Genomic DNA, 24,300 nt, shown 5'->3' with positions numbered 1-24,300 from the left:
AGATCCCTGTGGGAGCGGGCTTGCCCGCGATGACAGGGTCACATTCGACATAAATGTCAGATGATCCACCGCAATCGCGGGCAAGCCCGCTCCCACAGTGGATTGCATTGATCTCAGCCCTGCTGCCAGTCGCCCCCTTTGAAACTACCGTGACCGAGTCCTGACGATGAACACTGAATTTCGCAAATCGCTTCCCGGCAGCCATCTGGATTACTTCGACGTTCGCGCGGCGGTCGATGCGATCCAGGCGGGCGCCTATGCCACCCTGCCGTACACCTCCCGCGTGCTGGCGGAAAACCTGGTGCGGCGCTGTGATCCGGCGACGCTGACCGACTCGCTCAAGCAATTGATCGAACGCAAGCGCGACCTCGACTTCCCATGGTTCCCGGCGCGCGTGGTGTGCCACGACATTCTCGGCCAGACCGCCCTGGTGGACCTGGCGGGCCTGCGTGACGCGATTGCCCTGCAAGGTGGCGATCCGGCGCAGGTCAACCCGGTGGTACCGACCCAGTTGATCGTCGACCACTCCCTGGCCGTCGAGCGCGGTGGTTTTGATCCCGAGGCGTTCGAGAAGAACCGCGCCATCGAGGACCGCCGCAACGAGGACCGTTTCCACTTCATCAACTGGACTAAAAAAGCCTTCAAGAACGTCGACGTGATCCCGCCGGGCAACGGCATCATGCACCAGATCAACCTGGAGAAAATGTCTCCGGTGATCCAGGTGCGTGACGGCGTGGCGTTCCCCGATACCTGCGTCGGCACTGACAGCCACACCCCGCACGTCGATGCCCTGGGCGTGATCGCCATCGGTGTCGGTGGCCTGGAAGCCGAAAGCGTGATGCTCGGCCGTGCCTCCTGGATGCGCCTGCCGGAAAGCGTCGGCGTCGAACTGACTGGCAAGCTGCAACCAGGCATCACCGCCACCGACATGGTGCTGGCGTTGACCGAATACCTGCGCCAGCAAAAAGTCGTCGGTGCCTGGCTGGAATTCTTCGGTGAGGGTGCATCGCGCCTGACCCTGGGCGACCGTGCAACCATTTCCAACATGGCCCCGGAATACGGCGCCACCGCGGCGATGTTCTACATCGACCAGCAGACCATCGATTACCTGAAACTCACCGGCCGCGAAGACGAGCAGGTGCGTTTGGTCGAGCAGTACGCCAAGCAGACCGGCCTGTGGGCCGACAGCCTGGCGGGCGCGCAGTACGAGCGCAGCCTGAGCTTCGATCTGTCTTCGGTGGTGCGCAACATGGCCGGCCCGAGCAACCCGCACGCCCGTGTCGCGACCTCGGACCTGGCGGCCAAGGGTATCTCCGGGCAATGGGATGACGTGCCAGGGCAAATGCCTGACGGCGCGGTGATCATCGCGGCCATCACCAGTTGCACCAACACCAGCAACCCACGCAACGTGATTGCCGCCGGCCTGCTGGCGCGCAACGCCAACAAGCTGGGCCTGACCCGCAAGCCGTGGGTCAAGTCGTCCCTGGCGCCGGGTTCGAAGACCGTGGCCCTGTACCTGGACGAGGCCGGCCTGACCGATGAGCTGGAACAGCTGGGTTTTGGCGTCGTGGCGTTTGCCTGCACCACGTGCAACGGCATGTCGGGTGCACTGGACCCGGTGATCCAGCAAGAGATCATCGACCGCGACCTGTACGCCACCGCCGTGTTGTCGGGTAACCGCAACTTCGACGGACGGATTCACCCGTACGCCAAGCAAGCGTTCCTTGCGTCGCCGCCACTGGTGGTCGCTTACGCCATTGCCGGGACCATCCGTTTCGACATCGAAAAAGACGTGTTGGGCGTGGTCGATGGCCAGGAAATCCGTCTGAAAGACATCTGGCCAAGCGACGAAGAAATCGACGCGGTGGTCAAGGCCTCGGTCAAGCCGGAGCAGTTCCGCCAGGTGTACATCCCGATGTTCGCCATCCACGAAGACACCGGCCCGAAAGTCACGCCGCTCTACGACTGGCGCGAGCAGAGCACCTACATCCGCCGTCCGCCGTACTGGGAAGGCGCGTTGGCCGGGGCACGTCCACTCAAGGGCATGCGCCCGCTGGCCGTGCTGCCGGACAACATCACCACCGATCACTTGTCGCCGTCCAACGCGATCATGCTCGACAGCGCCGCCGGCGAATACCTGGCGAAAATGGGCCTGCCGGAGGAAGACTTCAACTCCTACGCAACCCACCGCGGTGACCACCTGACCGCGCAACGCGCGACCTTCGCCAACCCGAAACTGTTCAACGAAATGGTCCAGGAAAACGGCAAGGTCAAGCAGGGTTCGCTGGCGCGGGTCGAGCCGGAAGGCCAGGTCATGCGCATGTGGGAAGCGATCGAAACCTACATGGAGCGCAAGCAGCCGCTGATCATCATCGCCGGTGCCGACTACGGCCAGGGCTCGTCCCGCGACTGGGCGGCCAAGGGCGTGCGCCTGGCGGGTGTGGAGGCTATCGCGGCCGAAGGCTTCGAGCGTATCCACCGCACCAACCTGGTCGGCATGGGCGTGTTGCCCCTGGAGTTCAAGCCGGGCACCGACCGCAAGACCCTGGGTATCGACGGTACCGAAACCTACGACGTGGTGGGCGATCGCACCCCGCGTGCAACCCTGACCCTGGTCATCACTCGCAAGAATGGCGAGCAGGTCGAGGTGCCGGTGACCTGCCGCCTGGATACCGCTGAAGAGGTGTCGATCTACGAGGCGGGCGGCGTGCTGCAGCGCTTTGCCCAGGACTTCCTCGAATCGGCTGTCGCCGTTTAACACGACGTGCCGCGCGGGGCGTCAGTCCCGCGCCGGCCCATTAAGGACCATCATGGCTCACGCACCTCAGATCAAGATTCCCGCCACCTACATGCGTGGTGGCACCAGCAAAGGCGTGTTCTTCAGTCTTCAAGATTTGCCCGAGTCGGCGCAGGTTCCTGGCCCGGCGCGCGACGCGCTGTTGCTGCGCGTGATTGGCAGCCCGGACCCTTACGAAAAGCAGATCGACGGCATGGGCGCCGCGACCTCGAGCACCAGCAAGACGGTGATCCTGTCCAAGAGCCTCAAGGCCGATCACGATGTGGATTACCTGTTTGGCCAGGTCTCCATCGACAAGCCGTTTGTCGACTGGAGCGGTAACTGCGGCAACCTGTCGGCAGCGGTCGGTTCGTTCGCCGTCAGCAGTGGCCTGGTCGATCCTGACCGGGTGCCGGACAACGGCGTGGCCGTGGTGCGCATCTGGCAGGCCAACATCGGCAAGACCATCATCGCCCATGTGCCGATTACCCAGGGTGCGGTGCAGGAAACCGGTGATTTCGAACTCGACGGCGTGACCTTCCCGGCCGCTGAAGTGCAGTTGGAATTCATCAGCCCGGCGGCCGAGGAAGAGGGTGCTGGCGGTTCGATGTTCCCCACCGGCAACCTGGTGGATGAACTGCACGTGCCGGGTGTTGGCACCTTGCAGGTGACCATGATCAATGCGGGCATCCCGACGATCTTTGTCAATGCCGAGGATATCGGTTACACCGGCCGCGAATTGCAGGGCGAGATCAACGGCGATCCCAAGGCATTGGCCATGTTCGAGACGATCCGTGCTCACGGCGCCTTGCGCATGGGTTTGATTGCCAATCTCGACGAAGCGGCCAAGCGCCAACACACCCCGAAGGTAGCGTTCGTCGCGCGGCCCAGCGATTACCTGTCTTCCAGCGGCAAACCCGTGGCGGCGGGCGATGTCGACCTGCTGGTGCGGGCGCTGTCCATGGGCAAGCTGCACCACGCAATGATGGGCACCGCAGCAGTGGCCATCGGCACGGCGGCGGCCATCACCGGCACCCTGGTCAATCTGGCGGCCGGCGGCATCGAGCGCAACGCGGTACGTTTCGGCCACCCATCCGGCACCTTGCGGGTCGGCGCTGAAGCCAACCTGGTGGACGGCGAATGGACCGTGACCAAAGCCATCATGAGCCGCAGCGCGCGAGTGCTGATGGAAGGCTGGGTGCGGGTCCCTGGGGATTCGTTCTAGCCTTGAAACATAGCCCTTTGTGGGAGCGAGCGGGCGCTTGCGGCTTGCTCGCGATGGAGGTTAACGATGACGCGTATCGTCTGATTAAACGCGTTGTTCTTGAGTTCATCGCGAGCAAGCTCGCTCCTACAGGGGGAATATCATAAGAATAGGTTGTCCGTGTTAGCCCTGAACCGAGGTCCCATTTACGAACCACTGCCCGAGTGAATCGAACATGAGCGCCAACGTTGACTTAAACGACCGTCCTGACTATGACCAGGTCCTGCAGGACATCGCCGACTACGTCCTGAACTACCGGATCGAGTCCCGGGAGGCCCTGGACACCGCCCGCAACTGCCTGCTCGATACCCTCGGCTGCGGCCTGCTGGCCCTGCGTTTTCCCGAATGCACCAAACACCTTGGGCCGATGGTCGAAGGCACGATCGTGCCCTTTGGCGCCCGGGTGCCAGGCACGAGTTTTCGCCTGGACCCGGTCAAGGCGGCCTGGGACATCGGCTGCATCGTCCGCTGGCTCGACTACAACGACACCTGGCTGGCTGCGGAATGGGGTCATCCCTCGGATAACCTCGGGGCGATCCTGGCGCTGGCCGATCACCTGTCGCAAAAGCGTCTGGCCAATGGCGACTCGCTGCTGACCATGCGCGCGGTGCTCGACGCGATGATCATGGCCCACGAGATTCAAGGGGTGATTGCCCTGGAGAACTCCTTCAACCGGGTCGGCCTGGACCACGTGCTGCTGGTCAAGGTCGCCTCGACCGCCGTCAGCGCCAAACTCCTCGGCGCCAGCCGCGAGCAATTGCTGGCGGCGCTATCCCACGCCTTTGTCGACGGCCAGGCCTTGCGCACCTACCGGCATGCGCCGAACGCCGGCTCACGCAAATCCTGGGCCGCGGGTGATGCGTCCAGTCGCGGGGTGCGCCTGGCAGACATTGCCCTGCGCGGGGAAATGGGCATTCCGGGTGCGCTGACTGCCACGCAATGGGGGTTCTACGACGTACTGTTCAGCCACACCAACAAGGACCTGGCGCTCAAGCCTGCGGATCAGCGCGCCTTCAGTTTTTCCCAGCCCTACGCCAGCTACGTGATGGAAAACGTGCTGTTCAAGATCAGCTTCCCGGCCGAGTTCCATGCGCAGACCGCCTGCGAGGCGGCGGTGACCCTGCATCCGCAGGTGCGTAATCGCCTGCACGAGATCGACCGGATTGTCATCACCACCCACGAATCAGCGATCCGCATCATCTCCAAGGTCGGGCAACTGGCCAACGCCGCCGACCGCGACCACTGCATCCAGTACATGACCGCCGTACCGCTGGCGTTCGGTAACCTGGTGGCCGAGCAGTACGAGGATCAGTTCCACGCCGCGCACCCGATCATCGATGTCCTGCGCGAGAAGATGGTCATAGTCGAGGATCCACGTTTCACCCGCGAGTACCTGGAGGCCGACAAACGTTCGATCGCCAATGCCCTGCAGGTGTTTTTCAAGGACGGTTCGAGTACCGAACAAGTGCTGGTGGAGTACCCGATCGGCCATCGCCGCCGGCGCGCCGAGGGCATTCCGTTACTCGAGGACAAGTTCAAGGCCAACCTCGCCACCCGCTTCACTGCCCAGCGCTCGGCGCAGATCTTTGCCCTGTGCAAGGATCAGGCAGCCCTTGAAGCGACTCCGGTGAACCGCTTCATGGATCTCTTCGTGATCTGACCGCTAACCCTGTCCCGCTGAATGCCGTGGCTGGCTGTTACCTGGCCAGCCACTTCTCCACGGGCAATTTGGTGATCGCAAACCCCATCAGCAGCACCGCCGAGTAGCCGATCAATTCCCGCGAAATCACCTGTCCCTCGTACCAGGCGCCAATCATCACCGCGAACACCGGGAAAATGATGAACACGAAAGACAGGATGATCGGGCTCAAGCGCTTGAGCAGGATGAAATACACGATGAACCCGCCCACCGACGCCACTAGTCCCAGATAGAGCAGGGCACCCCACGAACGCGCGCTGATGGCCGCGAATGCCGGGGTCTCGACCGCCAGTCCCGTAACAAACAGCAGCAGCCCGGCGATACCGATTGGCAAGGTGTTGTAGGTGATGACGCTGATGGCGCTCCCGTGTTTCTTGGTCACTACATAACACAGCGCATGCAGGATGGCCGCCGTGAGAATCGCCAGTACGCCGAACAGTTCGGCGTGGTCCAGGTGCAAGCCCTGGCTGCGGATGATCATGAACAGGCTGGCAAACCCGATGGCGATGCCGAGCACCTGGGAGGCGTAGATTTTTTCCCGCAGGAACAGCGCCGAGAACACCAGGATAAACACCGGCATGCAGCTGAACAGGAGTGCCGTGAGCCCTGACGAAACGTGCATCTCGCCATAATTGAGCAAGTAATACGGCAGGCTGAAATACGTCAGCGTAACGAACAGAAAGAACCAGCGACTGCCCTTGGGGAACAGCAAGGGTTCGCGGCGCCACGCGGCAAAACTCAGGAACAGCGGGAAGGCGATCAGAAAACGCAGGCCGGCAGCGGTCAGCGGCGGCACGCTTTCGACGGCGATCTTGATCCCCAGCCAGGTCGTGCCCCAGCTCAGGCAGACAATCAGAAACAGCACGCTGGTGATCAATCCAGCCAGCCAGCGGCGGGGGTGTCTTTGCGGGGTATCGACGGCGATGGCGGTGGGCATGCTCGGACACCTTGGTGTGATGGGAATTGACCGGGTCATGGAAAAGGTCTATCCCTGATTGAACCTGTTTTCAGCACGCTATTCGGGGTGGTAATGGCTGTCAAAGTAAGTATTGCCATGGTGTCAATCCTGCGGGATGCCCTCAGCCATGGAACCGGCATGAAGTACCAGCGCCTCAGCGACGGGGTAGAGCAGGGCATGGCTGACGGCGTGCTTGCGCCTGGCTGCAAATTGCCGCCCCATCGCCTGCTGGCGGACAGCCTCGGGGTAACGGTGGGCACGGTCAGTCGCGCCTATGCCGAGCTTGAGCGCCTGGGCAAGGTGGTCGCCCGGGTCGGTGACGGTACTTATGTCCGTGAGCAGGGCATGGAGCGCCCGCGTGATGGTGGGTTCCGCAATGTCAGCGAGCAACCACCGCCGTGCCTGGACATGAGCCGCAACCAGCCGATTCCCGGACGCCAGGCGTTGTGCCTGAGCCAGGGGCTGCAGGCCCTGGCGAGTGATCCCCAGGCCATGCAGCGGATCAGCGGCTACACCGCGGACGCCGGCCTGCCGGAGTATCGGGCGGCGGGCGCGCGGTGGCTCGGGCACGGCGAATTTGTCGCCAGAGCTGAGCAGGTGATTTGCGTCAACGGCGGCCAGCACGGTTTGCTGTGTGCCTTGATGGCGCTGCTCAAGGCCGGCGATACGCTGGTCACCGAGCAGTTGACCTACCCAGGCTTGATCAGCGTGGCGCGCAATCTGGGGATCAAGCTGATTGGCCTGGCCATGGACGCCGAGGGGTTGCTGCCAGCGGCTCTGGACGAGGTCTGTCGCCAACACCGGGTGACGGCGCTGTACTGCACGCCGACCCTGCAAAATCCGACGGCCGCGGTAATGTCCACCGCGCGTCGTGAGGCCCTGGTGGAGGTCTGCCGGGGGCACAATCTGTTGATCATCGAGGATCAGGCCCACGCTGTGCTGGTCCAGGAGCGGCCGTTACCCCTGAGCCATTTTGCTCCGGAGCGTACGGTGCTGATCGCCAGCCTGAGCAAGGCGGTGTCGGCGGGCTTGCGGGTCGGCTACCTGTATGCGCCCCAGGCCTTGGTCAGCCGTTTGTCGGCAGCGGTGCGCGCTTCGTGCTGGATGGCCACGCCCCTGGCCCTGGAGTTGGCCACGCAGTGGATCGAAAGCGGTGTCGCCCGGCAGTTGCTGGAACAGCAAATTATCGAAATCAGCCGGCGCAAAGCGCTGGTCGAGGGCGTGTTGCAGGGCTTGCAGTACCGCACGCACGCACAGAGCCCGCATTTCTGGATCGACGTGCCCGAGCCGTGGCGCGCGTCCCAGGTCGAATCTGAGCTCAAGCGCAGCGGCTACCTGATTGCCACCGCCGAAGCGTTTGCGGTGGGGCATGGGGCCGTGCCGCAGGCGATCCGGGTCAGCGTGTGCAATTCGGTGGGGGATGATCGGTTGTTGCGCGAGGGGGTCGAGGCGGTGGTGTCGGCATTGCGGGAGGTCGGGTAGTCGGTCCGCGCGGGCAAGCCAGGCTCCTGCGAAGAGCCCGGCGCGCCTGCGCTGGCGACTCGGCTGGCTACTTGAAGCGGCGCTCGACGCCTTTTTCCACGAGGATCTTGGCGGAAATCTCTTCCACGGAAAAATGCGTGGAGTTGATGTTCGGGATGTTCTCGCGGCGGAACAGGTTTTCCACTTCACGCACCTCGAACTCGCACTGGGCGTAGCTCGAGTACCGGCTGTTGGGCTTGCGCTCGTTGCGGATGGCGGTGAGGCGGTCCGGGTCGATGGTCAGGCCGAACAGCTTGTGCTGGTGGGCGCGCAGGGCGGCCGGCAGTTGCAGGCGCTCCATGTCGTCCTCGGTCAGCGGGTAGTTGGCTGCGCGGATGCCGAACTGCATGGCCATGTACAGGCAGGTCGGGGTCTTGCCGCACCGCGACACGCCCACCAGGATCAGGTCGGCCTTGTCGTAATAGTGGGTGCGCGCGCCGTCGTCGTTGTCCAGGGCGAAGTTCACCGCCTCGATACGCTCCATGTAATTGGAGTTGTGGCCAATGGAATGCGACTTGCCGACCGAATAGGACGAGTGCTCGCTCAGTTCCAGCTCCAGCGGGGCGAGGAAGGTCGAAAAAATGTCGATCATGAAACCATTGGACGTGGCGAGAATCTCACGAATGTCCTGGTTGACGATCGTGTCGAAGATGATTGGACGAAAGCCGTCCTTTTCGGCGGCCGTGTTGATTTGTTGTACCATGGCCCGCGCTTTATCGACGCTGTCGATGTACGGCCGGGTGAATTTGCCGAAGGTAATGTTTTCGAACTGCGCCAACAGGCTTTGACCCAGGGTTTCGGCCGTAATGCCCGTGCCATCGGAGATAAAGAAAGCAGATCGTTTCATTTGCGCCTTGGGCCTTAAGCTGGTGACGATTCTTGGATATGATAGGCGCGATTTGGCGGCCCGGATTGGCCGGCATTCTCACTTATTTTCCAGGTCCAGGCCATATAGCTGGCAAATGCTCCCTTGAGCGGCCAGTACCCTGAGCTTTTCCAACACAGTTAGTGGAGAGATCACCTTGGTAGAGTACGTAGTTTCCCTCGATAAGCTCGGCGTCCATGATGTAGAGCATGTGGGGGGCAAGAACGCATCCCTGGGCGAGATGATCAGTAACCTTGCAGGTGCCGGTGTGTCGGTCCCGGGTGGCTTTGCCACGACAGCTCAGGCTTATCGTGATTTTCTCGAATTAAGTGGTTTGAACGACCAGATCCACGCCGCGCTGGATGCGCTGGACGTGGATGACGTGAACGCGCTGGCCCGTACTGGCGCGCAGATTCGTCAATGGATCATGGAAGCCGAGTTCCCGGAGAAGCTCAACGCCGAGATTCGCACCGCGTTCGCCACCCTGTCGGCCGGTAACCCGGACATGGCCGTGGCCGTGCGCTCTTCGGCCACCGCCGAAGACTTGCCGGACGCCTCGTTCGCCGGCCAGCAGGAAACCTTCCTGAACATTCGTGGCGTCGAGAACGTCATTCGTGCGGCCAAGGAAGTGTTCGCTTCCCTGTTCAACGACCGTGCCATTTCCTACCGCGTCCACCAGGGCTTCGACCACAAGCTGGTGGCCCTGTCGGCCGGTGTGCAGCGCATGGTGCGTTCGGAAACCGGCACCGCCGGCGTGATGTTCACCCTCGATACCGAGTCGGGCTTCCGTGACGTGGTGTTCATCACCGGCGCCTACGGCCTGGGTGAAACCGTGGTCCAGGGCGCAGTCAACCCGGATGAATTCTACGTCCACAAGGGCACGCTGGCCGCGGGTCGCCCGGCGATCCTGCGCCGCAACCTGGGCAGCAAAGCAATCAAGATGATCTACGGTGACGAGGCCAAGGCCGGTCGTTCGGTCAAGACCGTCGACGTCGACAAGGCCGAGCGCGCGCGTTTCTGCCTGTCCGACGCGGAAGTCAGCGAGCTGGCCAAGCAAGCGATGATCATCGAGAAGCACTACAAGTGCCCGATGGACATTGAGTGGGCCAAGGACGGTGACGACGGCAAGCTGTACATCGTGCAGGCCCGTCCGGAAACCGTGAAGAGCCGCACTTCGGCCAACGTCATGGAACGCTATCTGTTGAAAGAAACCGGCACCGTGCTGGTGGAAGGCCGTGCCATCGGCCAGCGCATTGGCGCCGGCAAGGTCCGCATCATCAAGGACGTGTCCGAGATGGACAAGGTCCAGCCGGGCGACGTGCTGGTTTCCGACATGACCGACCCGGATTGGGAACCGGTCATGAAGCGCGCCAGCGCCATCGTCACCAACCGTGGCGGCCGTACCTGTCACGCGGCGATCATCGCCCGTGAGCTGGGGATCCCGGCGGTAGTGGGCTGCGGTAACGCTACCCAGCTGTTGAAAGATGGCCAGGGCGTGACCGTTTCCTGCGCTGAAGGCGACACCGGTTTCATCTTCGAAGGCGAACTGGGCTTCGACGTCAAGAAAAACTCCGTGGACGCCATGCCGGACCTGCCGTTCAAGATCATGATGAACGTCGGCAACCCGGACCGCGCCTTCGACTTCGCGCAGTTGCCGAACGCCGGTGTGGGCCTGGCCCGCCTGGAGTTCATCATCAACCGTATGATCGGCGTGCACCCCAAGGCGCTGTTGAACTACGACGGCCTGCCTGCGGAAATCAAGGAAAGCGTCGACAAGCGTATCGCTGGCTACGACGATCCGGTCGGTTTCTACGTTGAGAAGCTGGTCGAGGGCATCAGCACCCTGGCTGCCGCGTTCTGGCCGAAAAAAGTCATCGTGCGCCTGTCGGACTTCAAGTCCAACGAATACGCCAACCTGATCGGCGGCAAGCTCTACGAGCCGGAAGAAGAGAACCCGATGCTGGGCTTCCGCGGTGCCTCGCGTTACATCAGCGAAGCCTTCCGTGACTGCTTCGAGCTCGAGTGCCGCGCCCTCAAGCGTGTGCGCAACGAGATGGGCCTGACCAACGTCGAAATCATGGTGCCGTTCGTGCGGACCCTGGGCGAAGCCAGCCAGGTCGTCGATCTGTTGGCCGAGAATGGCCTGGCCCGTGGCGACAACGGCCTGCGCGTGATCATGATGTGCGAACTGCCATCGAACGCGATCCTGGCTGAAGAGTTCCTGGAATTTTTCGACGGGTTCTCCATCGGCTCCAACGACCTGACTCAGTTGACCCTGGGCCTGGACCGTGACTCCGGGATCATCGCGCACCTGTTCGATGAGCGTAATCCGGCGGTCAAGAAGCTGCTGGCCAATGCCATTGCCGCCTGCAACAAGGCCGGCAAGTACATCGGCATCTGCGGCCAGGGCCCGTCCGATCACCCGGACTTGGCCAAGTGGCTGATGGAGCAGGGCATCGAAAGCGTTTCGTTGAACCCCGATTCCGTACTGGAAACCTGGTTCTTCCTGGCTGAGGGTCAAGCTTCGGCTTGATGGTGTGAACAGGTCGCTCGCTCGCGATGGTCGTCAAGGCGCGTTGCCCTGGCGTCCATCCCTGTAGGAGCGAGCTTGCTCGCGATGGTCGCTAACGATAACGCGCACATGCTGGACAAACGCGTTGTCCCGACGTCCATCGCGAGCAAGCCGCAAGCGGGCGCTCGCTCCTACAGGAATAAGAGCGAGCGACCTGTTTTTGAGATTCAAGTAGGGCGGGCTCCTCCGGATGCCGCCCTTTTTTGTGCAAGAGCATTATGCAAAGCAGCAGTAACCTGTTTCCTGTCGCCTTGCTCAGCGCCGAACGTCGCGGCGATCTGAGTGAGGACGTCTATCGCCTGAAACCGGGCAACAGCCCGGACGGCACCGTTGAGCTGGCAGTGACCCGCCTGGGCATGGCCGATGAACCCGCCATGCGCGGGGTTCCGGTGATTTTGCTGCACGGCAGTTTTTCCAACCGGCGTTTCTGGTTTTCCCCCAAGGGCTTGGGTTTGGGGGCGTACCTGGCACGCGCCGGTTTTGATGTGTGGATTGCGGAAATGCGCGGGCACGGCCTGTCGCAGCGCAATCAGCACTACCGCAAGAACCGCGTGGCCGACTATGCCCGCTACGACCTACCGGCCATCGCCGCGTTCGTCCGCGAACAGAGTGGGCAGGCTCCGCACTGGATCGGCCATTCATTGGGCGGCATCACCCTGGCCGCTGCGCTCGGTGGCCACTACCTGGAAGCGGCCGACGTCGCCAGCGCCGCATTTTTCGGCACGCAAGTGAGTCGCACCTACTGGCCGCTGAAAATTCCCCCGGTGGAATGGAGCGGACGTTTCATCCTCAAGCGTTTTGCCCAACTATCGGGGTCTCGCCTCAAGCGTGGCCCGGAGGACGAACCGATTGGCCTGGCTCTGGAAAGCATGCGCTGGTTCGGTCTGTTCGGACGTTTTGGCGATGCCGACAAGGACTGGTGGGCGGGCTTGGCCGAAGTGCAGGTGCCGGTCCTGGCCGTCAGCGCCAGCAACGATCACCAGGACCCCGACTGGGCGTGCCGCAAACTGTTCGAGCAAATGGGCTCGACGCACAAGCAATACATTTGCCTGGGCCGCGCCCAGGGCTTTGCCGATGACTTCGGGCATGTGCAAATGCTGGTCAGCAAAGCCGCGCAAGTCGAAGTCTGGCCATTGGTCCAGCGTTGGCTGACAGACCCGCAGGCACCCGTGCAGGCGCAGGCGCTCGCCACGGTCGGCGCAGACTGACGTGAACGCTCTATCAAGGGCGTTTCGTTCCTGTCCGCTTACGGCTAAGATATGACGCATTGAGCTTTTCTGGTCACTTTACGTGGCGATGCTGGTGGCGGTGTTCGCGGTAAAACGGCTTTAAACCGCAACCATCAGCGCTCGTTTCCTTTAAGGTGACATCCTCGATTGTCTTCCTCTTTACAGGAGTTTCTCGATGAATCATTACCTCACTCCCGACCTGTGCGATGCCTATCCGGAACTGGTACAGGTCCTGGAGCCGATGTTCAGCAATTTTGGCGGCCGTGATTCCTTCGGCGGTGAAATCGTGACCATCAAGTGCTTCGAAGACAACTCGCGGGTCAAGGAGCATGCCGAGCTCCCGGGGAACGGCAAGGTACTGGTAGTCGATGGCGGCGGTTCGCTGCGCTGCGCGCTGCTGGGCGACATGATTGCCGAGAGAGCGGCCAAGAACGGCTGGGAAGGCCTGGTGATCTACGGCTGCATCCGCGATGTCGACGTCATTGCACAGACCGACCTGGGGGTGCAGGCCCTTGCCAGTCATCCGCAGAAGTCCAACCGTCGTGGTCTTGGCGAGATCAATGTACCGGTGACCTTTGCCGGTGTGACGTTCCGTCCGGGCGAATACATTTATGCGGACAACAACGGCGTGATCATCTCGCCCAGCCCGTTGCAAATGCCTGAATAAACGGCGACCAGATAGGGGTGAGGATGTTCGAGGAAGAAAACGCGCAGTGGGGGCTGGTCCATGCCCTGGTGCTGGATGGAAAAGGCGGTGCGCGTTCGATTGCCCGGACTGAACTGGATGACCTGCAACTGCAACCCCACGAAAGCCTCTGGCTGCACTGGGATCGCAGTCACCCGCAAACCCAGACCTGGCTGCGTAAATCCAGCGGCCTGAGTGAGTTCAGTTGCGACCTGCTGCTGGAGGAGAACACCCGGCCGCGCTTGCTGGCGCTGCCGGACTCCGAATTGCTGCTGTTTTTGCGCGGGGTCAACCTCAACCCTGGTGCCGAGCCGGAAGATATGGTCTCGGTGCGTATCTTCGCCTCGGCCCAACGGGTCATTTCCCTGCGCTTGCGCCCACTGCGCGCCACCGACGAATTGTTGGTGCAGTTGGCCGAGGGCAAGGGGCCGCGGACGGCTTCCGAACTGATCCTGTATATGGCCCAGTACCTCACTCACAAGGTCCAGGACCTGGTGGGCGATCTCTCGGAAGTGGTCGATGTCGAAGAAGAAAAACTGGATGCCGACGAACGGTATACCCCCGAGCACGGCTCCATTTTGCAGATCCGTCGGCGTGCCGCCGGGCTCAAGCGTTTTCTGGCGCCGCAGCGGGATATTTTCGGGCAACTGACGCGGATCAAACTGCCCTGGTTTGTCGAGGATGACGGCGATTACTGGAACGAATTGAACAACAGTCTGACGCGTTATCTGGAAGAGCTGGAATTGACCCGCGAGCGGGTGGGGCTGGTGCTGGAGGCCGAAGACCGGCGTCTGAGCGTGAAAATGAGTCGCACCATGTATCGCTTCGGGATCATCACCGGGATCTTTTTGCCGATGAGTTTTCTGACCGGTCTGCTGGGCATCAACGTCGGTGGCATTCCGTTCTCCGAGAGCCCCTATGGCTTCCTGGTTGCCTGCCTGTTGATGGTCTCGGTGGCGTTGGGGCAGTGGTGGTTGTTCCGGCGTTTGCGCTGGGTATGAAGGAGCGTCATGTGACCCGGGGAATTTTGATCGCGTCTTTCACAGATATCACGAGAGGTGCGTATGCACGATCCGTTTGAACAGTCTTTGCGTGACATGCTCCAGGCATCCCCGTCCACCCGCGACGATGATGCGTGCCTGGGTCGTGTACTGAAAACCGCCAACCGCCAGGTGGGTGCCGGTGATCTGTTCAGTCTGCTGGGCCGCTGGGTGCCGGCACTGATGATTGCCCTGAATAACGGATCGGCCCATGTCTCGCCGGTTTCCCGTCGTAAACCTACCGCAAGCACTGCTGATAAGGCTGATTGAATATGGAACTTGATCTCTGGACTCAGAGCCTCGTCACGGCAATGACTGCGTTGTGGACCAAGGTAGCGAACTTCATTCCCAATCTGTTTGGCGCCCTGGTCGTGCTGCTGCTGGGTTTTGTCGTGGCCAAGTTGCTGGACACCCTGCTGTCGAAATTGTTGGCCAAGCTGGGCCTGGATCGCTTGATGGGCGGTACCGGTTTGACCAAGTTGATGTCTCGGGCGGGTCTGCAGGTTCCGATCTCGACCCTGATCGGAAAAATCGTCTACTGGTTCGTTTTACTTATTTTTCTGGTTTCTGCTGCAGAATCCCTTGGCTTGGAGCGAGTTTCGGCTACGCTCGATATGCTTGCGTTGTATTTGCCGAAAGTATTCGGTGCCGCGTTGGTGTTGCTGGTAGGGGTATTGCTGGCGCAACTGGCCAATGGCTTGGTGCGCGGCGCTGCAGAAGGGGTCGGTCTGGACTATGCTGCGGGCCTGGGGCGAATCGCCCAGGGCCTGGTGATCATCATCAGTATTTCGGTGGCGATCAGTCAGCTCGAAGTCAAAACCGACTTGCTGAACCATGTGATCGTGATAGTTTTGATAACCGTTGGTCTGGCAGTCGCCTTGGCCATGGGATTGGGTAGCCGGGAAATCGCCGGCCAGATTCTTGCGGGAATCTATGTGCGTGAGTTGTATCAGGTTGGGCAACAAGTGCGTGTTGGTGAGGTCGAAGGCCAGATCGAAGAGATCGGCACGGTTAAAACTACATTGCTGACCGACGAGGGTGAGCTAGTATCACTCTCCAATCGGATCCTCCTGGAACAGCATGTTAGTAGCCGCTAACCCGGCAAACCCTGCTAATGTATGCCGCCGCGAAATGCCCGATACCCTTGGGCCGCGGCGGACATTGACCTGACTGTCGGCCCGACTTGTTTTGAATAAACCCCAATCGCTATCCACGCGCTACGACCCCCGCGAGCTCTCTGATGAGGAGTTGGTCGCGCGCTCGCACACCGAGCTGTTTCACGTAACGCGGGCTTACGAAGAGCTGATGCGGCGTTACCAGAGAACGTTATTTAACGTCTGTGCACGATATCTTGGGAACGATCGCGACGCGGACGATGTCTGTCAGGAAGTGATGTTGAAGGTGCTGTACGGTCTGAAGAACTTCGAAGGTAAATCCAAGTTCAAGACATGGCTATATAGCATCACGTACAACGAATGCATCACACAGTATCGAAAGGAACGGCGTAAGCGTCGCTTGATGGACGCTTTGAGTCTGGACCCCCTCGAGGAAGCGTCGGAAGAAAAGACGCCGAAACCTGAGGAGAAGGGTGGACTTGATCGCTGGTTGGTGCATGTGAACCCGATTGACCGGGAAATTCTGGTGCTACGATTTGTCGCAGAGCTGGAATTTCAGGAGATCGCAGACATCATGCATATGGGCTTGAGTGCAACAAAAATGCGGTACAAACGCGCTCTAGATAAATTGCGTGAGAAATTTGCAGGCATTGCTGAAACTTAGTTCGGCGCAAATATCTCTTACGTGTAGGCAAGTTCTGATAGACTTGCCGCCGAGTTGTCCCCCGGTTTGTGGGACTGCTTTACAATCACCAGATGGGGATTTAACGGATGAAACTGAAAAACACCTTGGGCTTGGCCATTGGTTCTCTTATTGCCGCTACTTCTTTCGGCGTTCTGGCACAAGGCCAAGGCGCAGTTGAAGGCGAGCTGTTCTACAAGAAGCAGTACAACGATAGCGTCAAGCACATCGAAGACGGCTTCAACCCAGGCGCTCGTATCGGTTACTTCCTGACCGACGACGTTTCGATCGATCTGAACTACGATCAGACTCACCACACCCGTTCGAACGACGGTACTGGCAACCAGAAGATCAAAGGTGACACCGGCTCCCTGCTGGGTACCTACCACTTCGGTCAGGCTGGCGTAGATTCCCTGCGTCCGTACGTTTCCGGTGGTTTCGGTCACCAGAGCCGCACCAGCGTTGCAGCTGACGGTCACAGCGGTCGCGATCAGTCGACTCTGGCTATCGTTGGTACCGGCGTTAAGTACTACTTCACCGACAACCTGTTCGCTCGTGCCGGCGTTGAAGCTGACTACGCAATGGACAACGGTAAGTGGGACTACTCCGCCCTGGTTGGTCTGGGTGTGAACTTCGGCGGCAACGCCGGCGCAGTAGCTCCAGCTCCAGTTCCGGCACCGGCTCCAGAGCCAGAGCCAGAAGCTCCAGTTGCTGAAGTGGTACGCGTTGAGCTGGACGTCAAGTTTGACTTCGACAAATCTGTTGTTAAGCCAAACAGCTACGCTGACGTGCAGAACCTGGCTGACTTCATGAAGCAGTACCCACAGACCACCACCGTGGTTGAAGGTCACACTGACTCCGTAGGTCCAGACGCTTACAACCAGAAGCTGTCCCAGCGTCGTGCTGACGCTGTTAAGCAAGTTCTGGTCAAAGACGGCATCGACGCTGGCCGCGTTAGCTCCGTTGGTTACGGCGAATCCCGCCCAGTTGCTGACAACGCAACTGACGCTGGCCGTGCTGTTAACCGTCGCGTAGAAGCGCAGGTTGAAGCTCAAGCTAAGTAATTAGCTCGCAGCTCGCGAAAAGCCCGGCTTAGGCCGGGCTTTTCTTTGCCTGCGATTTACTGCCAGGGGTTACAACGCTGCGCTGGACGGCCATGGCAACTGTGTCACGGACGCCGGCAGGCTCTGATCCAGGGCTGCAGAGGCGGCCACGGCACCTATCACCAGGATCGCTGGGCTTTTTAACTGGAAGCTGTAGGCATCTTCTTGCATGGCTGTCAGATTGCTCCGGCATTCGCGTTGGTTCGGCATTGAAGCGTTTTCAATCATTGCCACTGGCGTATCCACTGCCATCCCGCCGTCCAGCAACTGCTGGCGAATTTCCCCGAGTTTTGCCACACCCATGTAGATCACCAGGGTGGTCCCGCCCTGGGCCAGGGCGCGCCAATTGAGCTCGCTGTCGTCCTGGGTATGGGCTGTCACCAGGGTCACCCCCCGCGCAACGCCGCGCAGGGTCAAGGAAATATCGCACTGTGTGGCCCCCGCCAGGCCGGCGGTGATGCCATTGACCAGTTCGACCTCGATCTGCCGTTCGCGCAACCACTGTGCTTCTTCACCACCCCGGCCAAATATGCACGGGTCGCCCCCCTTGAGCCGCACCAGGCACTTGCCTTGGCGGGCATAACGCAGCATCAGCCGATGGATAAATGCTTGTGGGGTCGAGCGGCAGCCACCGCGTTTACCCACGGCAATGACCCGCGCCTGGGGGCAATGTTGCAGCACAGCTGGGTTGACCAGGTCGTCGATCAACACCACTTGTGCTTCGCTCAATGCCCGTACCGCCTTGAGGGTCAGCAATTCAGGGTCACCCGGGCCTGCACCCACCAACCAGACTTTTGCGCTCATGTTGCATTCCTCACGAGGTGATTGCGGCTGGCCGCACTTGGGCGGCCAGCAGACGCTTGATTTCCGGGACACAGGAACCGCATTGCGTGCCGCAACCCAGTTGTTGTTTCAGGCCTTGCAGGTCCAGGCCACTGCGAATGCCCGCGCACACTGCGCTGTGGCTGACGTTCTTGCAGTTGCACAGGGTTTTCTGCGCGCCAGAGTCGGCACCGGCAGCGCCCGGCGGAGCGCTCAGGGGGGCCAGGAGCCAGGGCCGCAGTTGCGCATCGACACGACCTTCCAGCCACAGGCTCTGCAACCAGTGCCGGGCCAGCGTTTCCCCGGCCAGGCGGATCGCGGTGATGCGCCCCTGTTCGATACGCACGCGCTTGCCAATGGCGCGACGCGGATCGTCGTAGGCCAATACCGGGCCATGGTCCAAACCAAGGTGCAGGTCGATCTCCTGCAATCGTTGCGGGGCCGGCGCCTGGGCGCAGGCGGCGCGTATCAGCAGTGCCGGCCGCTCACGCCCGGCAAGGCTGAGGCTGACGTAGGCAAAGTCCTCGCATAGCGGACGCAGCGCCTCGAAGTGCTGTTGAACATTGCCCTCGACCAGGGCGAAGAACTGCCACGGCAACTCAACGGCTTCAATCCGTACGCCGCTGTGTTTCAGCTCGGGCTGTTTGGACAGCGGGTCGAACGCCGGCTGGGTCAGCACGTTCACGCCGCCCTTGAGGAAGCGGTCGCCCCAGTGCATGGGTAGAAAGGCCTGCCCCGGGCGGACCGAGTCATCACTGGCGAGCTCGACGATCACGCTGCCGCGGCGACTCTTGAGGTTGACCAGGTCGCCGGCATTCAAGTGTTGGCGCTGCAGTTCATCCGGGTGCAGGCTCAGGAGCGCTTCGCTGACATGGCCAAACAGCTGCGCCGCGGTGCCGGTGCGGCTCATGCCGTGCCATTGATCGCGCAGGCGTCCGGTGATCAGGGTCAGGGGAAAGTGCGCGTCGCGTTGTTCCTTGGCCGCGCAAAACGGCTCGGCGATAAACTGCGCCCGCCCGCTGGCCGTGGGAAATATCCCGTCCACGTACAGGCGCGGCGTACCGCGGGTGGCGCCTTGTGGGAAGGGCCATTGCTGCGGACCCAGGCGGTCGAGCAAGGCGTGGCTGATGCCCGACAGGTCCAGGTCGCGTCCGCAGGTCAGCTGTTTGAATTCATCGAACAGTTGCCCAGGGTGATTGAAGGCAAACAGGCTGGCCTGACCCGGGCGCAGGTATTTCTCCAGGCGTTGGGCGAAATCCACGGTGATGGCCCAGTCCGGGCGGGCTTCGCCGGGTGGGGCAATGGCCCGGCGAACGTGGGAAATCCGCCGCTCGGAGTTGGTCACCGTGCCTTCCTTTTCCCCCCAACTGGCGGCTGGCAGCAGCAAGTCGGCGAAGGGCGCGGTTTCGGTGGTGCTAAAGGCTTCCTGCAACACTACGAACGGGCACGCCTGCAAGGCCGCGCGCACGTTCTGTTGGTCGGGCAGGGACTGCGCCGGGTTGGTGCAGGCGATCCATAGCGCTTTGATTGTGCCGTTGTTGACCTGCTCGAACAGTTCGATGGCGCTCAGCCCGGGAGTTTCCGGCAGTGTGGGCACGCCCCAATAGGCGGCTACCTCGGCGCGATGCCCGGCATTGCTGGCCTCGCGATGGCCTGGCAACAGATTGGCCAGGCTGCCGGTTTCTCGCCCGCCCATGGCATTCGGCTGACCGGTAAGGGAGAAGGGGCCTGCGCCTGGGCGGCCGATTTGTCCGGTGGCCAGGTGCAGGTTGATCAGTGCGCTGTTCTTCGCGCTGCCGGCAGTGGACTGGTTCAAGCCCATGCACCACAGCGACAGAAAGCTCGGCGAGGTGCCGACCCATTGCGCGCACTGCTGCAACTGCGCGACGCTGATGCCGCACAGTTGCGCCACCATGGGGGGCGTGTAGTCGCGCACCAGGTTCTTCAGTTCGGCCAGGCCCTCGGTGTGGGCCTGGATAAAGTCGCGGTCGATCCAGTCTTCCCACAGCAGCAGGTGCAAGATTCCGTGGAACAGCGCGACATCGGTGCCCGGCAGAATCGCCAGGTGCAGGTCAGCCAGGTCGCAGGTGTCGGTGCGCCGAGGGTCGATGACAATCACCTTCATCTGTGGCCGACGGGCCCTGGCTTGCTCAAGGCGGCGAAACAGTACCGGATGGGCGTAGGCCATGTTACTGCCGACGATCATCACGCAATCACTCAGTTCCAGGTCTTCGTAGCTGCAGGGCGGTGCATCGGCGCCCAGGCTGCGCTTGTAGCCCACCACCGCCGACGACATGCACAGCCGCGAATTGCTGTCGATGTTGTTGGTGCCCACCAACGCCCGCGCCAGCTTGTTGAAGGCGTAGTAGTCCTCGGTCAGCAGTTGCCCGGAGATGTAGAACGCCACGCTGTCCGGGCCGTGCTCGGCGATGGTTTGGGCAAACACGCTGGCGGCGTGGTCCAGGGCGCTGTCCCAGTCGCTGCGGGCGCGGGCCAGGCCCTTGCCCAGGCGCAACTGCGGGTACAGCGCGCGGGCCGCCAGGTCGCCGGTCAGGTGCAGGGTCGAGCCCTTGCTGCACAGTTTGCCGTAGTTGGCCGGGTGCGTCGGGTCGCCGTTGACGCCGAGGATCTGCTCGCCGTCATGCTCGATCAGGACGCCGCAGCCCACCCCGCAATAGCAGCAGGTCGAGGCAGTCGTCTGGCGCTTCATCATGACGCTTCCTGCAGTGTCAGGTCCTGGTCGCCGGCAGCGGTCAGCGCTGGTTCGCCAAACATCAGGTGATCGCGGATCGCGGCAATGCCCTGCTGTTCGCGGATCTGCTGGAAATACCAGCCGCCATCGGCGGTATCGCCGTACAGGCAGGCGCCGACCAGCACGTCATCCTTGATCACCAGTTTTTTGTAGATCCCGTCGATTGGGTCGCGCAGGGTGATGGTCTCGGTGCCTTCGCCGCCCATGAAGTCGCCAGCGGAGAACAGGTCGATGCCGGTGACTTTCAGCTTGGTCGAGGTCACCGAGCCTTTGTAGGTGGCAAAGCCCAGCTGTGCCAGGTGGTTGGCGCAGACCTTGGCCTGCTCGAACAACGGCGCCACCAGGCCATAGGCAATGCCGCGATGGCTGGCGCATTCGCCGATGGCGTAGATGCGCGGGTCATAGGTCTGCAGGGTGTCGTTGACCAGGATGCCGCGGTTGCAGGGCAGGCCGGCTTGCTCTGCGAGCTCGCTGGCCGGGCGGATCCCGGCGGCCATCACCACCAGGTCGGCGGGGATGATGTCACCGTTCTTGAACTGCACTGAGCCGACCCGACCGTTGCCGGCGTCGAGCAGGGCCTGGGTCTGCTCACCCAGGCGAAAGTGCAGGCCACGCTGTTCCAGGGCGGCTTGCAGCAACTGGCCGCTGGTTTTGTCCAATTGCCGTTCCAGCAGCCACTCGCCGATGTGCACGACGGTAACGCGCATGCCGCGAAGCATCAGGCCGTTGGCCGCTTCCAGGCCCAGCAGGCCGCCGCCGATGACCACGGCGTGACGGTGGGTCCGGGCGGTGTCGATCATGGTCTGAGTGTCGGCGATGTCACGGTAGCCAATCACCCCCTGCAGGGTGTTGCCCGGGATCGGCAGCATGAAGGGCGTCGAGCCGGTGGCGATCAACAGGCGGTCGTATTCGGCGCTGCTGCCGTCGGCAGCGATCACCCGGCGCTTGATCCGGTCGATCTCCACCACTTTGCGGTTGAGCAGCAAGGTGATGTTGTGGTCCTGGTACCAGGTGAGGTCGTTGAGCTCGATATCTTCGAAGGTCTGTTCACCTGCGAGCACCGGGGAGAGCAGGATGCGGTTGTAGTTGGTGTGGGGTTCGGCGCCGAAAACCGTGATGTCATACAGGTCGCTGCTCAGCTTGAGCAGTTCTTCGAGCGTGCGGATCCCGGCCATCCCGTTGCCGATCATCACCAGTTTCAATTTTTTCATCGGGTTCTCCGCAAGCTCAGGCCAGTGTCATCGGGTCGATAGGACTGGCTCGGTGTATTTCGCGCAAACAAAAAAAGGCGTCCCGCTAGTGGCCTAGCGAGGACGCCTTTGTCCTGGTCCCGTTCTCTCGGGCAGCGCACCCTTCGTCGTTGAAGGCTGGGCTTTATGTGTGGTGAAAGGGCTAATGCAGTGGTTGTGCCAAGTGGCGTAGGCCGCCGCTTTATCGGGCCCATCGCGGTGTTCGGGCGCTGCCGGCGGGGTTTTCTGCACCGATTGAAGGCGCGGCGCACAGCAATGGCGCGACGCTCCTGGGTTTGCGCGGCCCAGGGTTAGTGGCGAACAAGGGAAAACAGCAGCACCAGGTTGATCATCAGCAACACCAACGCCAGGGCCCGCCAGACTTTCACCGGCTCGCGCTCCAGCAGCGGCCTGGGTCGTACGCTCAAGCTGCCGCGCTCGCCGTGTTCGAGAATCAGCAGCCATTGCTCGGCGGTTTCGTAGCGCTGGGCGGGGTCGGCATCTACCCCGCGCTCCAGGCTCTGCCCCAGCCAGTCCGGCAGGTCCGGGCGGTAGCGCTGAGCATTCACCGGCTGGCCGAAGCGCGGACGCTGGAAGGCTTCGATTTCGCCGTAGGGAAAATGCCCGGTGGCCAGGTAATACAGGGTCACGCCGACGGCATACAGGTCTTGTTGCGCAGACGGCGCCTCACCGTTGAAGGCTTCCGGGGCGATGTAGCTCGGGGTGCCGGGCAGCGCGTTGGCCTGGTCTTCGGACAAGCCCGGGCAGTACGCCAGGCCAAAATCCAGCAGGCGCAACTCACCGTCTTCACTGAGCAGCAGGTTTTCCGGCTTGATGTCGCGGTGCAGAATCTGCCGCCGATGCAACAGGCCCACCGCGCGCAACAGGCGCTCTGCCAGTGCCTGCCATTGCGCCAGCGGCAGGGGACCGTTCTGGGCGAAGGCCTGGGCAAGGGTCTGCCCCGGGTATTCGCGCATCAGGTAATACAGGTGCTGACGCTGGGTAGCCGGATGGACCTCGGGAAAACTGCGCCCGGCGACGCGCTTGAGAAACCACTCCTCCGACAGCAGGGCCTGGGCGGCCTGGCTGTCGTCGCTCAACTGCGCCGGCAAGGTTTTCAGCAGCCATGGTTGCTGCTGGTTGTCGTGGACCCGATAGATCAGTGACTGTTGGCTTTGCCCCAGCAGCTTCTCGACCTGCCAGCCTTCGAAGCGCTGGCCGGGCTTGAGGGGAGGCGGCAAGGGCCATTGCTGCAGGTGGATCAGCGCGTCGCCGATGCTCGCCTCGCCGAGGGCGTCGACCCGCACCAACAGCGCGCTGGCATTGTCCTGGCTGCCGGCCAGGTGCGCGGCATTGACCAGGGTCTGTGCCGCGCTGTGCAGGTCCGGTTGATCGCGCAGAATCGCGGCAATCGTGGTGTCGCCCAAGGTTGCCCAGACGCCATCGCTAAGCAGCACGAAGCACTCGCCGGCGCGCAACTCGCCATCGAGAAAATCCAGCACCAGGTGTTGGTCCAGGCCCAGGGCGCGTTTGAGCACATGCTGCATGCCCGGTTGCTCCCAGACGTGGTCCTCGCTGATGCGTTGCAATTGCTCGGCGTGCCAGCGATACACCCGGCAATCGCCGACGTGGGCCAGGGTGAAGCGTTGTCCGCGCAGCACCAGCGCGCTGACGGTGGTGAGCAGCGGCAAGCCGCCACCGTTGGCCTGCAGCCAGCGGTTTTGCGCCAGTAGCAGGCGGTCCAGGGACTGCGCCACGCCCCAGGTCTGCGGGGTGGCGTAGTAGTCCAGCGCCAGCGCCTGCAAGGTGGTACGTGCCGCCAGACCGCCATCGGCGCATTGGCTGACGCCATCGGCGATGGCGAACAGACACCCCTTGCTCGCGGCCAGTTCTGCGGCGGGAGTGACCAGGCGCAGGGCGTCCTGGTTTTCCTCGCGCGGGCCGATGGCGCTGGCTTCGGCAAAGCTCAATTGCAGGCTCATCGACGC

The 24,300-nt window shown here is 62.0% G+C and carries 17 protein-coding genes and 1 pseudogene; 12 read left to right on the top strand and 6 right to left on the bottom strand.

Annotation, left to right across the window (positions count from 1 at the left end; translation table 11 throughout):
* Positions 1-166 precede the first annotated feature (166 nt).
* The 3 genes from acnD to prpD all read left to right on the top strand — a co-directional run bounded on the left by acnD (position 167) and on the right by prpD (position 5,700).
* Complete coding sequence (gene acnD, locus QMK50_RS05300; RefSeq protein ID WP_095165500.1) at positions 167-2,758, top strand: Fe/S-dependent 2-methylisocitrate dehydratase AcnD; 2,592 nt, start codon at positions 167-169, stop codon at positions 2,756-2,758.
* A 52-nt stretch (positions 2,759-2,810) separates the two neighbouring features.
* Entirely contained in the window at positions 2,811-4,001 is a 1,191-nt protein-coding gene (prpF, locus tag QMK50_RS05295) for a 2-methylaconitate cis-trans isomerase PrpF (protein ID WP_320332702.1), read from the top strand.
* 214 nt (positions 4,002-4,215) lie between these two features.
* Complete coding sequence (gene prpD, locus QMK50_RS05290; RefSeq protein WP_320332701.1) at positions 4,216-5,700, top strand: 2-methylcitrate dehydratase; 1,485 nt, start codon at positions 4,216-4,218, stop codon at positions 5,698-5,700.
* Between the two features lie 37 nt (positions 5,701-5,737).
* Here prpD and QMK50_RS05285 read toward each other — a convergent pair whose 3' ends face one another.
* The gene (locus QMK50_RS05285) at positions 5,738-6,625 is read right to left on the bottom strand and encodes a DMT family transporter (RefSeq protein ID WP_162530231.1); all 888 of its coding nucleotides are present in this window, start codon (positions 6,623-6,625) and stop codon (positions 5,738-5,740) included.
* Between the two features lie 144 nt (positions 6,626-6,769).
* Here QMK50_RS05285 and QMK50_RS05280 point away from each other — a divergent pair, with 144 nt between their 5' ends.
* Complete coding sequence (locus QMK50_RS05280; protein ID WP_320332700.1) at positions 6,770-8,179, top strand: PLP-dependent aminotransferase family protein; 1,410 nt, start codon at positions 6,770-6,772, stop codon at positions 8,177-8,179.
* Between the two features lie 67 nt (positions 8,180-8,246).
* Here QMK50_RS05280 and QMK50_RS05275 read toward each other — a convergent pair whose 3' ends face one another.
* Positions 8,247-9,065, bottom strand: coding sequence for a pyruvate, water dikinase regulatory protein (locus QMK50_RS05275; RefSeq protein WP_095165490.1), 819 nt, complete (start codon positions 9,063-9,065; stop codon positions 8,247-8,249).
* Positions 9,066-9,240: 175 nt separating this feature from the next.
* Between QMK50_RS05275 and ppsA the strand changes: the two genes are divergently transcribed.
* The 8 genes from ppsA to QMK50_RS05235 all read left to right on the top strand — a co-directional run bounded on the left by ppsA (position 9,241) and on the right by QMK50_RS05235 (position 17,470).
* The gene (gene ppsA, locus QMK50_RS05270) at positions 9,241-11,616 is read left to right on the top strand and encodes a phosphoenolpyruvate synthase (protein ID WP_095165488.1); all 2,376 of its coding nucleotides are present in this window, start codon (positions 9,241-9,243) and stop codon (positions 11,614-11,616) included.
* 257 nt (positions 11,617-11,873) lie between these two features.
* Positions 11,874-12,863: an alpha/beta fold hydrolase gene (locus QMK50_RS05265; protein ID WP_320332699.1), complete on the top strand. Its 990-nt coding sequence runs from the start codon at positions 11,874-11,876 to the stop codon at positions 12,861-12,863.
* Between the two features lie 196 nt (positions 12,864-13,059).
* Positions 13,060-13,551 (top strand): ribonuclease E activity regulator RraA, encoded by a 492-nt coding sequence (gene rraA / locus QMK50_RS05260; RefSeq protein ID WP_320332698.1) that lies wholly within the window; start codon positions 13,060-13,062, stop codon positions 13,549-13,551.
* A 23-nt stretch (positions 13,552-13,574) separates the two neighbouring features.
* Positions 13,575-14,570, top strand: a complete 996-nt coding sequence (locus QMK50_RS05255; RefSeq protein WP_095165483.1) for a zinc transporter ZntB — start codon at positions 13,575-13,577, stop codon at positions 14,568-14,570.
* Positions 14,571-14,633: 63 nt separating this feature from the next.
* Complete coding sequence (locus QMK50_RS05250; protein ID WP_095165481.1) at positions 14,634-14,879, top strand: CrfX protein; 246 nt, start codon at positions 14,634-14,636, stop codon at positions 14,877-14,879.
* Between the two features lie 2 nt (positions 14,880-14,881).
* Entirely contained in the window at positions 14,882-15,706 is an 825-nt protein-coding gene (locus tag QMK50_RS05245) for a mechanosensitive ion channel family protein (RefSeq protein WP_095165479.1), read from the top strand.
* Positions 15,707-15,797: 91 nt separating this feature from the next.
* Positions 15,798-16,388: an RNA polymerase sigma factor SigX gene (gene sigX, locus QMK50_RS05240; RefSeq protein WP_095165477.1), complete on the top strand. Its 591-nt coding sequence runs from the start codon at positions 15,798-15,800 to the stop codon at positions 16,386-16,388.
* Positions 16,389-16,495: 107 nt separating this feature from the next.
* Complete coding sequence (locus QMK50_RS05235; RefSeq protein WP_320332697.1) at positions 16,496-17,470, top strand: OmpA family protein; 975 nt, start codon at positions 16,496-16,498, stop codon at positions 17,468-17,470.
* Positions 17,471-17,539: 69 nt separating this feature from the next.
* Here the strand turns inward: QMK50_RS05235 and cobA are convergent, their stop codons facing one another.
* The 4 genes and pseudogenes from cobA to QMK50_RS05215 form a co-directional block, all read right to left on the bottom strand.
* Positions 17,540-18,313: a uroporphyrinogen-III C-methyltransferase gene (gene cobA / locus QMK50_RS05230; protein WP_320332696.1), complete on the bottom strand. Its 774-nt coding sequence runs from the start codon at positions 18,311-18,313 to the stop codon at positions 17,540-17,542.
* A 10-nt stretch (positions 18,314-18,323) separates the two neighbouring features.
* Positions 18,324-21,041, bottom strand: coding sequence for a molybdopterin-dependent oxidoreductase (locus tag QMK50_RS05225; protein WP_320332695.1), 2,718 nt, complete (start codon positions 21,039-21,041; stop codon positions 18,324-18,326).
* A gap of 26 nt (positions 21,042-21,067) precedes the next feature.
* Positions 21,068-22,294 (bottom strand): annotated as a pseudogene (locus QMK50_RS05220) (NAD(P)/FAD-dependent oxidoreductase); the annotation flags it as partial.
* Between the two features lie 329 nt (positions 22,295-22,623).
* Positions 22,624-24,294 carry a bifunctional protein-serine/threonine kinase/phosphatase gene (locus QMK50_RS05215; RefSeq protein ID WP_320332694.1) on the bottom strand — a complete coding sequence of 557 codons (1,671 nt, stop codon included), beginning with the start codon at positions 24,292-24,294 and terminating at the stop codon, positions 22,624-22,626.
* Between the last annotated feature and the right edge of the window lie 6 nt (positions 24,295-24,300).

It is taken from the genome of Pseudomonas sp. P5_152 (assembly GCF_033989915.1).
Lineage (GTDB): Bacteria > Pseudomonadota > Gammaproteobacteria > Pseudomonadales > Pseudomonadaceae > Aquipseudomonas.
This window is presented reverse-complemented; position numbering and strand designations above follow the sequence as displayed.

What these genes read in the sequence shown, in the direction of transcription:
- QMK50_RS05250 (WP_095165481.1), top strand. Translation starts at nt 14,634, where the DNA reads ATGCACGATCCGTTTGAACAGTCTTTGCGTGACATGCTCCAGGCATCC.
- rraA (WP_320332698.1), top strand. Translation starts at nt 13,060, where the DNA reads ATGAATCATTACCTCACTCCCGACCTGTGCGATGCCTATCCGGAACTG.
- QMK50_RS05225 (WP_320332695.1), bottom strand. Translation starts at nt 21,041, where the DNA reads ATGAAGCGCCAGACGACTGCCTCGACCTGCTGCTATTGCGGGGTGGGC.
- QMK50_RS05265 (WP_320332699.1), top strand. Translation starts at nt 11,874, where the DNA reads ATGCAAAGCAGCAGTAACCTGTTTCCTGTCGCCTTGCTCAGCGCCGAA.
- prpF (WP_320332702.1), top strand. Translation starts at nt 2,811, where the DNA reads ATGGCTCACGCACCTCAGATCAAGATTCCCGCCACCTACATGCGTGGT.
- QMK50_RS05280 (WP_320332700.1), top strand. Translation starts at nt 6,770, where the DNA reads ATGGCTGTCAAAGTAAGTATTGCCATGGTGTCAATCCTGCGGGATGCC.
- QMK50_RS05275 (WP_095165490.1), bottom strand. Translation starts at nt 9,065, where the DNA reads ATGAAACGATCTGCTTTCTTTATCTCCGATGGCACGGGCATTACGGCC.
- QMK50_RS05235 (WP_320332697.1), top strand. Translation starts at nt 16,496, where the DNA reads ATGAAACTGAAAAACACCTTGGGCTTGGCCATTGGTTCTCTTATTGCC.
- acnD (WP_095165500.1), top strand. Translation starts at nt 167, where the DNA reads ATGAACACTGAATTTCGCAAATCGCTTCCCGGCAGCCATCTGGATTAC.
- QMK50_RS05255 (WP_095165483.1), top strand. Translation starts at nt 13,575, where the DNA reads ATGTTCGAGGAAGAAAACGCGCAGTGGGGGCTGGTCCATGCCCTGGTG.
- prpD (WP_320332701.1), top strand. Translation starts at nt 4,216, where the DNA reads ATGAGCGCCAACGTTGACTTAAACGACCGTCCTGACTATGACCAGGTC.
- cobA (WP_320332696.1), bottom strand. Translation starts at nt 18,313, where the DNA reads ATGAGCGCAAAAGTCTGGTTGGTGGGTGCAGGCCCGGGTGACCCTGAA.
- QMK50_RS05245 (WP_095165479.1), top strand. Translation starts at nt 14,882, where the DNA reads ATGGAACTTGATCTCTGGACTCAGAGCCTCGTCACGGCAATGACTGCG.
- QMK50_RS05215 (WP_320332694.1), bottom strand. Translation starts at nt 24,294, where the DNA reads ATGAGCCTGCAATTGAGCTTTGCCGAAGCCAGCGCCATCGGCCCGCGC.